The following is a 12,318-nucleotide window of genomic DNA, read 5'->3' on the forward strand; positions in this document are numbered from 1 at the left end:
GTTTTTAGCTGGCATTTTTGTAGAGATTGACTAAACTCCTTTTTTATTATACCCTATTTAAAGGTACAACAGCTTAGGTTCTTTCTTTAAAATAGTTTCCATCTCATTTGAGCATTGGCGGGGGCTGTATTTTTCTAGGATAGGGAAAGCTGGCGATCGATCGTCCGAAGTTGCGGGCGATAATGCTCCGCATCCCTAGCGCGATCGCATTTCACCTGTCGGTGAAAAATGCAACGTTGTCCATCGCACACCGCAGATAGACTTTGCATCACAACCGATCAACTTTCGGGGGTTGGTGTGCATGAGCGTTATTGTGTGGCGATCGTTCCCACCTTTTTTCAGATATCATCATAACCGTAGAACTTATAGGGAGGTTGCAAATCATTAGATCTTCGCAAATAGAAATCACATAGTTCCTGAAAAGAGTGAACAACAATGGCTTCCTCTCCTTCATGAGGCAAAATGAACCAACGATTTAGGTCAGATGGATGGAACAGAATATCGTCACCGTTAGGGCTATCAAAGAATGGGACACACTCAATAGCTTGAGCTTGTGTAAGTACATCGGGATTTTTAGCCCAGAACCAGTCCCCAGACAATCTACCACGAACCTCACTAAGATAGCTATCCAAAATTTCCTGTGGAGGAAGTGTTCTTATGCTCAGGTCGGTTTCGCCCAGTCCTAATGTATTCACGAACGCACGGTAATCTTCCGGAAATAGAAAGCCTAGACAATCCTCAATCGCAGATAAATCTTGAATAGAGATGGGCTGTAGCGGTGGAGTCGCTACAACAAACGAAATGCCTCGAAATTCAACTATATCCATACTTTTTAAACTTGATGGAAACCGCTTAAAGGCAACCTCAAAACTACTGAAATCAACAACCTAAGCAGCACAACTTATAATTGTATCGCATCTGCCGTACAACATATGGTATAACCTGAAAATACCGCGATTTTCCCACCCTTCTTACCTACCGTTGGAATCTCCTTTTCTCAATCGGGTTTCACCTTCTACTTTGATAATTCGTGGCAATTGCAAGCCTGCAACTTCTGCACCTGTTAATAAAGGCACAAATTCTGCTACTTTTTCCGGCCCTGCTTGTTGCAAAGCGATCAAAAGTTTAGCACTTTGTCCGAGCAAGTCTTCAACGGCAATTCCGGCATAACTCGGCTGATAATAACTGAGCCGATTTATTCCTTCTCCCAGTAAGATTACTGCACCGCGCCAGTTTTGATTTCCTAAGTGATAAAGCGCGACGGCAATTTGCAATATTCCCTGATAAAACCTTTTTTCCGGCTCGCCGGCTTCCATCCACAAAGCCTCTAAAGTATCGTGACAAGCGTAAAATTCTTGGCTGTTAAACTGTTCGATACCTTGCCAAAACTCGATCGGCATTTCCTCTGTCATTCGATTGGGGATTGGGGATTTTCGATGGCGGATGTGTGTTTGAGTAGGCGGCGATCGATTTTTGTTAAATAGCTAAGTCTTAAAAATAGGAAAACTAACGACCTCTTTTCAAAACTACTGCCCTTTCACGACCGCCTACTTAACCGATTACATAGTGTCTCTGACAGCTTGAATCTGATCCATTCCTATTTCCTGAGTAGTTCCCGCGAAATCGTTATCTGGCGTCAGAAATAACATACAGTGACACTCTTTGCGCTCGCGCATGGGAATGCAGGGACAGTTCCAGTAGGCGGCTTTTACTTCGGCTTCTTTATCTTCGTAATGGCGACAAGGGCATAGGGGAGCACCTAGTTCATCCTTGTGTTTTGCTAGTCCTTCTATCACCACAGCAGTGACGGAAGGTTCAGAACAAAAGAAAGTTCCCGTGCGCTTGGCGTAGGTTTCGGAGAAATTCTTCATCGCCTCCAAAGTTTTTTCGTTGGAGAGTTTAGATTTTTCTGTTGTGTTCATAGTTTAGGATCGAAGTTGAGGATGCTACGAGCTTTTGACAATTGTAGCGCAGAATGTGATTTTAAACACTTGTATATTTCTGTTTACTTACAAGGAGGAAAACCTTGACAAAGATTGAGTTTTAGGTTGTTGGTTTTTTAGTGGTTTTTGTCTATCCCGGAGGGTGCGGGAAACTGGCGGCAGGCCCGGTTTTTGAAGCAGCCAAAAGATTTGGGCGATCGAGGGCCCTCAACAATCATCCCCCAAAGGGGATAAAAATCGGATAAGATAGCACAGCCCTGTCCCTGTTAGTGGCATCTGATGGCAACTTCCCCGAACCGCACCCACAGCAAAAAATCTCCTCCTTCTGGGCTGATTTGGCCGGCTGACACCGAGTTAGTCGGATTAGTGTTTGAATTGACTCCCCGCGCTCCTAGCTATCTGTACGCGCAGTATGCTATAGGTTTGCACGCTTGGTTTTTAGGTCAAGTACACCAAACTGACCCGGATTTATCGCAACTTTTGCACGATGAACAGTCAGAAAAAGCCTTTACTCTTTCGGGATTGGAAGGTGATTTGCTCCCCGGTGGCAAAGAATTTCAGCTTTTGGGCGATCGCATTTATCGCTGGTACGTAACAGGACTTTCCAAGCCAGTAGTGCAGTGGCTGAGTCAGTGGCTGCAAAATTTGCCCGAAGAGATAGATTTGCGAAATGCTCCCCTGCTAATTCGCTCTTGGGATATTGCTTTTGCTCCCACAACTTACCAGCAATTATTAACAGCCGAACCCCCATTTTCGCCAACCCTCAAACTTAGTTTTGTGACTCCGACAAGCTTTCGTAGCAAAGGCCATCACTTTCCTTTGCCAGTTCCAGAAAATGTTTTTCACAGTTATTTGCGCCGCTGGAATAACTTTTCGGGGGTAAATTTTGACCAAGCAGAATTTTTGAATTGGATTGATGAAAATGCAATTATTAGCCGCCACAAATTGGAGTCGCAAAAGGTAGCCGCAGGCAAAAAAGGCATGGTAACGGGATTCACTGGGGCTGTGGAATTTGGGCTAGGGCGATCGGCTCACAATCGCCCTGATTTTGTACAATTATTTTATGCTTTGGGGCGGTTAGCGCCTTATTGCGGCACTGGCCACAAAACAACTTTTGGATTGGGGCAAACGCGGGCACAATGGTTGACAGAAGCGCTACCCGAAGTGTCTATACAAAGCGTATTGGCGGCGCGAATAGATGAATTGACACAGAAGTTTATGGCGCACAGAAAGCGCAAAGGTGGAAGTCGCGCTGCTGAGATTGCTGAAACTTGGGCGACGATTTTGGCGCGCCGGGAATTGGGGGAATCTTTGTTTGATATTGCTGCTGATTTGGAAATGCCTTATGAAACTGTGAAAACTTACGTGAAGTTGGCAAGAAGGGCTTTGAAAGTGGAGGATTAGCGGGAATTTGTTGACTGTTGACTGTTGACTGTTGACTGCTGACTGTTGACTGCTGACTAATGACTTTTAGTGAATAGATATATGTCGTCTCGCTGATATTTTAGTTGAAATTGAGGGGTGTTTTTTAGTTGAGTTACTAAGTTTTTAACAAATTCTCGATCGCTCATCCAGCCAGGATATCTGAGGTTAAGCAATACATAATCAAATTCTGCGAGATTTGCAGGCGGCGTGTTAGCCTGAGTTAATTTTACTACAGGGCGGTGCGCTAAGTGCGGAGCAATCTGAGCAGTTGTTAAAACACTGCCTTTTGTTTCAACAAGAGAAATTGCTTCTCTGGTAGCGGGCAAAGTGTCGAACCCATTTAAATAAATAGTCCAAAAATAGCCGTATTTCGCTAAAGCTAAGAAAGCAATCAACGACCAAATTACAATGACTCTAGCCAAGGGACAATTAGGAAGTGGCAATCTATCAAATATTGTCTTTCCCTTTTGCTGATTGCTAGCTGCCAAACTGGAAATTACGGCAACCAACAAAAACGGCAATATCGGCACAGAATATTGATGAATTAAATCCCGCTGAGCGGGGATATCGGAAAGAATATTCATCGCCAACATCGGCACAGCACTAATTAAAGATGACAGATGACGCGGAGACAGCCACCAAATTATAGGTAATACCAATAACGCTAAATATTCAAAAGTATCTAAAGAAAACAAACGCCCTAAAACTAGATTTGGTTTCACTATTAAATTAATAGCAATTTCAAAAACAGAGTTTCCCAAATATTTATATCGCCCGATTCCCGCGTGTTCTCTTCCCTGATTAAAATACGGTATAACTGCCTGAGTAGCTACCAGGAACCAACCCGCGCCTAAAAATAGAGCTATGAGCCCACAATTACGTTTTTTGTCAAAACACAACAGCCACAAACCCATCGCAGCCACAGTTAAAGATAGCACGGCTTTGCAGATCAAAACTAATACAATAGCAGCACAAAACCACAAGGTTTTATTCAGCCTCGCGGCTAAGATTGCTGCTAGCATTGCTGGTAAAGCAATTACTTCTGGGTGGAAGTCGAAGAGATTGACATTAAATACTGCGGGATAAAGCAGATATACGGCTGAAATTGCAATTGCTTTCTCTTCGTTTAATCCCGCTTGACGTGCCAAACTCCAACTCGGCCAAATGCCTAAAGCTAGAAAAACAGCTTGCACTAAAAAAAGCCAGTGAACATCGGGATATATTTTGTAAAGTAAAGCTAGTGGATAGAAAATAAAAGCGGCGTGATCGCCCAAAATATTTATTGCCATTAAAGAGGAAAATGGCGTTTGATTTTGGGATATCAAATAAATTGCTTGGTCAAAAATTGCTAAGTCGAATGCAGTTGACTGAAACAAAGCGTGCCGCGCGCTGCTGGCGGTAAATAAGACTATCGTTGTCACGACAATCATTAAAAATACTGGATGAGTTTTTAGGAATTTTAAAGTTAGCATTTTATTGGTTTAATCAGCGATTCGTTTAAATAGCAGAACTTCGTTTTTTTGATAAGTTAATTGAAACTTGGGAGAGTTTTTAAGTTGAGTTGCTAAGGTATCACCAAGTTTTTCAGTATCAGGCCAGGGATGGCGCAGGTTTAATAATATGTATTGAAATTCAGCTAAATTTGTTTGAGGCGAAATTTGTGACAGCAATTTTACTATTGGGCGGTGGGCAAAGTGAGGGGCAAGTCTATTATCTGTTAAAATACTGCTTTGGGGTTGAACTTGTGCGACTGCTTCGCGTGTAGCTTGCCAGGTATCTAGTCTATTTAGGTACAGATAAAAATCTTTATATTCGCCCAGAAGTAGGAAAATTATTAACGACCAAATTATCATGATTCTCGGCAATTGAATTCCCCGCCAAAGTTGAGAAATTCGGAAGTTTTTCAATTGTGGCAGATTGACCCATGTTAAAAAATGTTGCTTATTTGCTTTATCCTCTTCCTTGTTGCCTTTTCTTTCTTCCCTCTTTCTTGTTTCTTCCTTCGCTATCACTGCTAAAAATAAAAAGGGAATTACAGGCACTGAATACTGATAGGCTAAGCTGCGTTGAAATGGCAAGTCAGAGAGGATATTGATCAGCAGGGTAGGGAGGGCAGGAATTAGCGCTGTTAAATATTGTAGGCGTAGTTTGCCAGAAAATGGCAAGAGCAGCCAAATCACAGGTAATGTGAGGAGAAATAAATATTTGAATGTATCGAATGAAAGTATTTTTCCTAATACTAACTGTGGCTTTAATATGAGATTGATGATGATTTCGAGTACGGATTTGCCTAAATAGCTGTAGCGCCCGACTCCAGCGACTTCGCTGCCGCTAAAGAAGGGAATTATTTTCTGGGAAGCTATCAAAAACCAAGCTGCACCGAGCAAAAGTGCGATCGCCCCGTACCGTTGCTTTTTTTCGCAAAAAAACAGCCAGAAACCCATAGCGACAACGGTTAGGGACAAAACCGCCTTGCAACTGAGAACTAACACTATAGCGGTACAAAACCACACAATTTTATTTAAACGCGCCGCCAAAATTGCTGCCAAGAGTGCGGGTAAAGCGATTACTTCCGGGTGAAAATCAAATAAATTGATGTTAAATACCACCGGATAGAGCAAATAAATCAATGCGATCGCAGCCGATTGTTCTTGATTTAAACCTGCCAAACGCGCTAAACTCCACGTAGGCCAAGCCCCCAGGGATAAAGCAACTGCTTGTACCAACAGCAGCCAATGCACATCCGGGGAAATTTTGTACAGCCAAGCTAGCGGATAATAGATTACCGCTGCGTGATCGCCCAAAATATGAATCCCCATTAAAGAAGAAAAAGGCGTTTGGTTTTGGCTGATTAAGTAAATTGCTTGGTCAAAAATTCCCAAATCGAAAGCAGTTGATTGGAATAAAGCGTGCCGTAAACTGCTACACAAAAAGAAAATTGCCGCAGCAGTAGCGATCACCCAAACCAAACTCGACGGTAGCTGCGATCGACCTTCCTCTCTATTTTCGGCGATCGAGACACTGATGTCCTCACGGTCATCAGCAAAATTTTCCCTATTCTGCATGAAATCTGGCACTAGGTGGTCAATCGATTTTAGATTTTAGATTTTAGATTTTAGAATTGAAGCATTGACCCACGGATGAATCCGGGGGCTTGTATCCTGGATGCTTTCGGTCACTCAAAATATGATTCCATCGAATGTGCTTTCCACGCAATAGTTAACCACTAATTTTTATCCCCGCAATCGTAATATTAGAATAATCCACAAAACATTAAAAAATTGTGAAAGCAATAACTCTTCTCGGCTCCACAGGCTCCATCGGCACTCAAACTCTGGATATTGTAGCTCAATACCCCGATCAATTTCGGATTGTCGGGTTAACCGCCGGACGAAATGTAACGTTGCTGGCCCAGCAAATTCGCCAGTTTAGACCGGAGATTGTCGCGGTTTGCGACGAAGATAAATTACTGGAATTGAAGGAGGCGATCGCAGACATCGACCCTCAACCTATTTTACTTGCGGGCGAGTCAGGCGTTGTCGAAGTTGCCCAATACGGCGACGCTCAAGCCGTCGTCACGGGCATAGTTGGCTGTGCCGGTTTGCTGCCAACAATTGCGGCTATCAAAGCAGGCAAAGATATTGCCTTAGCCAATAAAGAAACATTAATCGCAGGGGGCCCCGTTGTCAACCCCTTAATCGAAAAATACGGCGTTAAAATATTGCCGGCTGACTCGGAACATTCGGCAATTTTTCAGTGCCTCCAAGGTGTTATGGTTGGCGGGTTGCGGCGAATTATTCTCACCGCTTCGGGGGGTTCTTTTCGAGATTTGCCGATCGACAAATTAGCAGGAGTAACAGTAGCCGATGCTTTGAAACATCCGAATTGGTCGATGGGGCAGAAAATCACGATCGATTCTGCTACTTTGATGAATAAAGGATTAGAAGTAATTGAGGCTCATTACTTGTTCGGGATGGATTATGACGACATTGATATTGTCATCCATCCTCAGAGCATAATTCACTCGTTAATTGAGCTGCAAGATACCTCGGTTTTGGCGCAATTGGGATGGCCGGATATGCGATTGCCACTGCTTTATGCTTTGTCTTGGCCGGAGCGAATTCATACAGATTGGGAACGGCTGGATTTGGTAAAAGCTGGGGATTTAACTTTCCGAGAACCCGACCACGAAAAGTATCCTTGTATGCAGTTGGCTTATGCGGCGGGACGTGCGGGCGGTTCGATGCCTGCGGTGCTGAATGCGGCAAACGAACAGGCGGTAGCGCTATTTTTGGAGGAGAAGATTCAGTTTTTGGATATTCCGAAGTTGATTGAGAAGGTGTGCGACAAACATCAAGCCGATAACTGTGAAAGTCCTGGTTTAGACGATATTTTGGCTGCGGATAGGTGGGCGCGGCAGGAAGTTTTGGCAGATAGTATGGAATTGGGCGATCGTATTCTTTCGGTTCGCTAATTGTATCAGCAGACTTGCAGTTACCCACCAGCCCTAGGAGTGAATTAATTCCCCGTCTCATAGAAGACAGTCGGTTGAAACCGACTGCCCAACCTTGATAAATATCCAGTCCTCTTTCAGAGGACTGTAGCTATGAGACAGGGGTTTTTAACCCCTGGCGGACTATGCCAAAAAGTGCAAAATATCGGCAAAACTCTATTAAAGTTTTGGGCAATCGATTCTTCAATCCCTTGATAAAATAGAGCTATGAGTCCCATTCCTACAAGCAACCGATGCAAACTGAAACCAAATCAACATTATTTGAACTGAATCAACTAATTGTCCCCCCCGGCAATAAAGTGCAGTTACAAAACGTTAGCTGGGAAATGTACGAAGCTATCCTAGACGAGTTAGGAGAAGGTTACGCAATTCGACTTACTTATTACAAAGAAACACTGGAAATTAGGATGCCACTACCAAAACATGAAAAAGCTAAATCACTAATTGGTGACTTTGTTAAGTTACTTCTGGAAGAACTTAATGTTGATTGTGAAGTTTTAGGTTCCACTACCTTCAAAAGCAAAGATATGCAGAGCGGCGTAGAACCTGATGATTGTTTCTATATTCAGAACCAAGCTGCTGTCAGAGGCAAGGATCGAATAGATTTAACAGTAGACCCGCCTCCCGATTTAGCGATCGAGATTGACAACTCCTCACAAACCGCTTTAAATAGCTATCAAGCTTTGAAAGTGCCGGAACTTTGGAGATATGATGGGCGAACCCTGAAAATTTATCTGCTTCAAGAGGGCAAATATACTGAGTCCGATACTAGCCAAAATTTCCCTGACTTTCCCATTATTGATGTAATTCCCGAATATGTCGATCGCGCCAACACCGAAGGCAGAAGCCCGACAATGAGAGCATTTCGAGCTTGGGCTAAAGAACAACTACAAATCAAAGACTCCGTTGAGAGCGGGTTTTACTAACTCCCAACTTTCGGCGCAAAATCAGCCGCACTCATCTTTTCGTACATTTCAAAAGGTTGGTGAATCCAAGGATTGTCAGCCAAATAATCTACATAATAATCCGGCTTGGCAACAGAACAAGCCTTGTACCAGAGTACAGCAGTCCGAATTTCCTGAATATCCTCGCCGTAGCGACTCTTCAGCCAAGCGATACCTTGCTCTAAACTAATTCCCGAATCCACCAAATCGTCAACCAGGAGAATGCGGCTGCCCAAATTATCGCCCACCATTGTCAAATCGCGGGCAAACTCGATCGCACCCCGGAGATTTCCCTCAGCCCCACCATAGGACGAGGCCGCTAAAATTGCCAGAGGTTTGTCGAAAATCCGCGACAGAGTATCTCCAACCCGCAGCCCTCCCCTCGCCAGACAGACAATTCGATCGAATTTCCACTGAGATTCCTCAATTTTTACAGCCAAATCCTCAATTTTCCGATGGTACTCAGGCCAAGAAACGTAAAGGTCGCTCATCAAAAAAATGGGTCTGAAACCCCGTCCTTTTAGGACGGCTTTACATGAATTTTTGTTAAAATATACCATTTCACACAAGACGTGCTAGTATGTAAGATGGTGTACTTAAGGTCAGCATGACACTAAAAGCCTTCAGCTATCGATTCTACCCAACGCCGGAACAAGAAAGTTTGTTGCGACGTACTTTGGGTTGTGTTCGTTTGGTCTACAACCGTGCTTTAGCCACAAGAACGGAAGCTTGGTACGCAGAACACAAACGGGTAGGCTATGCTGAGACTTCTTCAATGTTAACCGAATGGAAGAAAACTGAAGAACTAGATTTTCTGAACAAAGTGAGCTGCGTGCCACTGCAGCAATGCTTGAGACATTTACAAACGGCTTATACCAACTTTTTTGATGGGCGGGCACAATATCCTCACTTCAAAAAGAAACGCAACGGTGGTAGTGCAGAATTTACCAAGTCAGCATTTAAGTTCAAAGATGGACAAGTCTACCTAGCAAAAAGCACAGAAGCGTTACCCATTCGCTGGAGCCGGACACTACCTGATGGTTGCCGACCATCAACAATTACAGTAAAGCTTGCACCATCAGGTAGGTGGTCAGTTTCTCTGCTGGTAGAGGTTGAAATTGAAGCATTACCCAAAACAGATAATCAAGTCGGTATCGACCTGGGAGTTACAAGCTTGCTCACTCTAAGCACTGGCGAAAAGATTGCCAATCCCAAAGGATTCAAGGCAAAGTATCGCAATCTTAGAAAAGCGCAAAAATCTTTAAGTCGCAAACAAAAAGGGTCAAACAACCGTCACAAAGCACGACTCAAAGTAGCGAAAGTGCATCAAGAAATTAGTGATGCAAGGAAAGATAATCTTCATAAGCTAACAACACGGTTGGTGCGTGAAAACCAAACCATCGCCGTCGAAAACTTAGCTGTGAAGAACATGATTAAAAATCCCAAACTTGCCATTGCAATAAGTGATGCAAGTTGGGGGGAATTAGTGAGACAACTAGATTACAAGTGCGATTGGTACGGTCGTACTTTAATTAAGATTGACCGATGGTTTCCGAGTTCAAAACGGTGTGGTAATTGCGGACACATCGTTAACAAGATGCAGTTGAATATCCGGGAATGGGATTGTCCTAATTGCCACACTCACCATGACCGAGATATTAATGCGGCAAAAAATATTTTGGCGGCAGGGCTTGCCGTGTCAGTCTGTGGAGCGACTGTAAGACCTGAACAGAGTAAATCTGTTAAGGCTGGTGCGAAACCCCGTAAGGGACAGAAGCAGAAACCTGAATCGTGAGGTTTGGGAATCCCCGTGCGTTTACGCCTGGGTGGATGTCAATCCTAATATTATTGAAATATCAAAGGTATTATTAATTATTTTGGGGAAAATGACATGGATGCAGATGAACTTCTCAGACGGTATGCAGCCGGAGAACGGGTTTTTCACAAAGTAGACCTGAGCGGTGCCCATATGTCAAGGACAAATTTGCGCGATATTGACCTGAGTCACGCTAATTTAAAAGGTGCAAATTCGATCGGTCTCACCCTCTACAGAGCTAATCTGTATCAAGCAGATATCAGTCAAGCCAACCTCTCCCAAGCCAACCTCATGTCCGCTAATTTTGGCGAATGCGAGGCGGTGGGAGCGAACTTGAGCGGAGCCATCTTGCGGAGTGTCGTCTTCAGCGGGGCCGATTTAACGGGGGCGAGTCTCAGGGGTGCAGACATGAGAGATGCTAACCTTCAGGGGGCAATTTTGATTCAAGTTTATGCAGTTAACGCTAACTTGCAAGGTGCAAACTTGACAGAAGTCAAGCTTTGCGGAATCAACCTGAGCAAAGCAAATTTAACCGATGCGAACTTAACACAAGCTGACCTCAGCCGTGCTAACCTAACTCAAGCAAATCTGAGTTGGGCAAATTTGACGGAAGCAAATCTGGAAAAAGCTGATTTGAAGGGAGCCGATTTGAGCGGAGCTAACTTGAGCTGTGCCAATCTCCATCAAGCAGATTTGAGCGGAGTTTCCCTTAAGGGAGCCAATCTCCGGGGAGCAAACTTGCATCAAGCTTCTTTGCGCGGGACAAATTTGAATGAAGCGAATCTGAGAGAGGCCATGATGCCTGACGGCACAATCTCTGACTAAATAAGCTGACAAAATAGAAGTTAAAACAGCAGGGTGCTTGTGGCGCACCCTACATTTAGGCTAATGCCTGATTTTTTTAAGGGGATTTAATTCTGCCTTCAAGTGACAGTGCATTTAAAGAGTAGTGGCAAAAAATTTAGAACCGAGTTTAATCTACAACTTTCAGCCAGCCCCGGCGAACGGCGTGGAGCAAGCGGTTGATGGCTGTTTGATCTTCTTCGGTAAGAGAGTCATTTAACAGGGCTGTCTTGAGCTGTTGTCGGTGAGTGGGAGTCAGCAGACCGGAGTGATATACCTGAAAGACTAGCTCTGCAATAGTAAATTGAGGTAAAAGCGTTTGGGTGGTCATCATGTGTTTTTTTTGAACTCGCTCTTGACAGTATTGACTGATTTTTCCAATTTTTATGTGATTCAACTACGGGAGTAAATGTGATCCATTGGCTCTTGATGAGTGATTTGTGTCAGCCGGACTTGGGGAGCGGATGTTTCCAGGATAGCCCCGCAACTGGAAACACCAACCCCGTCCCGATTTCTCGCTTTTGGCAACCCCCACATCTCTACTTTTGGTTAAGAAACGGTGACAAATTTCTGAATATTTATCTATTAATAGATTACTAATGACTGCTAGCTAAATCGCTTGGCTTAATTCTACGTAAAACTTTTACGGTGTTTATAAACCCGCTTTTACCTACATTTACCTAGTTTCTTGGTGTGGTCTTGGTTCCGTGGATATACTTAATAACTCGCCCCAAAGCCGATACAAGTTTCCGACAGGATCGGCCATCTGCCCCAAATTTTAAGCTCTAGTTCATGCTCCCACATTCATCTGTGAAGTCAATCTAAAATCTAAAA

The 12,318-nt window shown here is 43.8% G+C and carries 13 protein-coding genes; 5 read left to right on the forward strand and 8 right to left on the reverse strand.

What is annotated here, in order from left to right; translation table 11 throughout:
* Nucleotides 1–134 precede the first annotated feature (134 nt).
* The 4 genes from QUA00_RS26860 to QUA00_RS26875 all read right to left on the reverse strand — a co-directional run bounded on the left by QUA00_RS26860 (nucleotide 135) and on the right by QUA00_RS26875 (nucleotide 1,922).
* Nucleotides 135–272, reverse strand: a complete 138-nt coding sequence (locus QUA00_RS26860; protein ID WP_190274305.1) for a hypothetical protein — start codon at nucleotides 270–272, stop codon at nucleotides 135–137.
* A gap of 66 nt (nucleotides 273–338) precedes the next feature.
* Entirely contained in the window at nucleotides 339–827 is a 489-nt protein-coding gene (locus tag QUA00_RS26865; protein WP_333411775.1) for an SMI1/KNR4 family protein, read from the reverse strand.
* Between the two features lie 144 nt (nucleotides 828–971).
* Nucleotides 972–1,412, reverse strand: a complete 441-nt coding sequence (locus QUA00_RS26870; protein ID WP_333146011.1) for a DUF309 domain-containing protein — start codon at nucleotides 1,410–1,412, stop codon at nucleotides 972–974.
* 147 nt (nucleotides 1,413–1,559) lie between these two features.
* Entirely contained in the window at nucleotides 1,560–1,922 is a 363-nt protein-coding gene (locus QUA00_RS26875; protein ID WP_333146013.1) for a ferredoxin thioredoxin reductase catalytic beta subunit, read from the reverse strand.
* A 300-nt stretch (nucleotides 1,923–2,222) separates the two neighbouring features.
* Here QUA00_RS26875 and cas6 point away from each other — a divergent pair, with 300 nt between their 5' ends.
* Nucleotides 2,223–3,347, forward strand: a complete 1,125-nt coding sequence (gene cas6 / locus QUA00_RS26880; RefSeq protein ID WP_333411776.1) for a CRISPR-associated endoribonuclease Cas6 — start codon at nucleotides 2,223–2,225, stop codon at nucleotides 3,345–3,347.
* A 56-nt stretch (nucleotides 3,348–3,403) separates the two neighbouring features.
* Here the strand turns inward: cas6 and QUA00_RS26885 are convergent, their stop codons facing one another.
* Complete coding sequence (locus QUA00_RS26885; RefSeq protein ID WP_333411777.1) at nucleotides 3,404–4,840, reverse strand: DUF2079 domain-containing protein; 1,437 nt, start codon at nucleotides 4,838–4,840, stop codon at nucleotides 3,404–3,406.
* Between the two features lie 9 nt (nucleotides 4,841–4,849).
* The gene (locus QUA00_RS26890) at nucleotides 4,850–6,433 is read right to left on the reverse strand and encodes a DUF2079 domain-containing protein (protein WP_333411778.1); all 1,584 of its coding nucleotides are present in this window, start codon (nucleotides 6,431–6,433) and stop codon (nucleotides 4,850–4,852) included.
* Nucleotides 6,434–6,651: 218 nt separating this feature from the next.
* Between QUA00_RS26890 and dxr the strand changes: the two genes are divergently transcribed.
* Complete coding sequence (gene dxr / locus QUA00_RS26895) at nucleotides 6,652–7,842, forward strand: 1-deoxy-D-xylulose-5-phosphate reductoisomerase (RefSeq protein WP_333411779.1); 1,191 nt, start codon at nucleotides 6,652–6,654, stop codon at nucleotides 7,840–7,842.
* A 272-nt stretch (nucleotides 7,843–8,114) separates the two neighbouring features.
* Nucleotides 8,115–8,807: a Uma2 family endonuclease gene (locus tag QUA00_RS26900; RefSeq protein ID WP_333104109.1), complete on the forward strand. Its 693-nt coding sequence runs from the start codon at nucleotides 8,115–8,117 to the stop codon at nucleotides 8,805–8,807.
* Here QUA00_RS26900 and QUA00_RS26905 read toward each other — a convergent pair.
* Nucleotides 8,804–9,316 (reverse strand): phosphoribosyltransferase family protein, encoded by a 513-nt coding sequence (locus QUA00_RS26905; protein WP_333411780.1) that lies wholly within the window; start codon nucleotides 9,314–9,316, stop codon nucleotides 8,804–8,806. The two genes, QUA00_RS26900 and QUA00_RS26905, sit on opposite strands and share 4 nt — an antisense overlap.
* Before the next feature lie 116 nt (nucleotides 9,317–9,432).
* Here QUA00_RS26905 and QUA00_RS26910 point away from each other — a divergent pair, with 116 nt between their 5' ends.
* Nucleotides 9,433–10,620, forward strand: coding sequence for an RNA-guided endonuclease TnpB family protein (locus tag QUA00_RS26910; protein WP_333411781.1), 1,188 nt, complete (start codon nucleotides 9,433–9,435; stop codon nucleotides 10,618–10,620).
* Between the two features lie 96 nt (nucleotides 10,621–10,716).
* Entirely contained in the window at nucleotides 10,717–11,466 is a 750-nt protein-coding gene (locus QUA00_RS26915) for a pentapeptide repeat-containing protein (RefSeq protein WP_333411782.1), read from the forward strand.
* Between the two features lie 148 nt (nucleotides 11,467–11,614).
* Here QUA00_RS26915 and QUA00_RS26920 read toward each other — a convergent pair whose 3' ends face one another.
* Entirely contained in the window at nucleotides 11,615–11,815 is a 201-nt protein-coding gene (locus tag QUA00_RS26920; protein ID WP_172186381.1) for a hypothetical protein, read from the reverse strand.
* Nucleotides 11,816–12,318: the final 503 nt, after the last annotated feature.

It is taken from the genome of Microcoleus sp. T2B6, from assembly GCF_036700475.1.
Taxonomy (GTDB): Bacteria; Cyanobacteriota; Cyanobacteriia; order Cyanobacteriales; family Microcoleaceae; genus Microcoleus.

What these genes read in the sequence shown, in the direction of transcription:
- QUA00_RS26890 (WP_333411778.1), bottom strand. Translation starts at nt 6,433, where the DNA reads ATGCAGAATAGGGAAAATTTTGCTGATGACCGTGAGGACATCAGTGTC.
- QUA00_RS26910 (WP_333411781.1), top strand. Translation starts at nt 9,433, where the DNA reads ATGACACTAAAAGCCTTCAGCTATCGATTCTACCCAACGCCGGAACAA.
- QUA00_RS26900 (WP_333104109.1), top strand. Translation starts at nt 8,115, where the DNA reads ATGCAAACTGAAACCAAATCAACATTATTTGAACTGAATCAACTAATT.
- QUA00_RS26885 (WP_333411777.1), bottom strand. Translation starts at nt 4,840, where the DNA reads ATGCTAACTTTAAAATTCCTAAAAACTCATCCAGTATTTTTAATGATT.
- QUA00_RS26905 (WP_333411780.1), bottom strand. Translation starts at nt 9,316, where the DNA reads ATGAGCGACCTTTACGTTTCTTGGCCTGAGTACCATCGGAAAATTGAG.
- QUA00_RS26920 (WP_172186381.1), bottom strand. Translation starts at nt 11,815, where the DNA reads ATGACCACCCAAACGCTTTTACCTCAATTTACTATTGCAGAGCTAGTC.
- QUA00_RS26865 (WP_333411775.1), bottom strand. Translation starts at nt 827, where the DNA reads ATGGATATAGTTGAATTTCGAGGCATTTCGTTTGTTGTAGCGACTCCA.
- QUA00_RS26915 (WP_333411782.1), top strand. Translation starts at nt 10,717, where the DNA reads ATGGATGCAGATGAACTTCTCAGACGGTATGCAGCCGGAGAACGGGTT.
- QUA00_RS26875 (WP_333146013.1), bottom strand. Translation starts at nt 1,922, where the DNA reads ATGAACACAACAGAAAAATCTAAACTCTCCAACGAAAAAACTTTGGAG.
- QUA00_RS26870 (WP_333146011.1), bottom strand. Translation starts at nt 1,412, where the DNA reads ATGACAGAGGAAATGCCGATCGAGTTTTGGCAAGGTATCGAACAGTTT.
- cas6 (WP_333411776.1), top strand. Translation starts at nt 2,223, where the DNA reads ATGGCAACTTCCCCGAACCGCACCCACAGCAAAAAATCTCCTCCTTCT.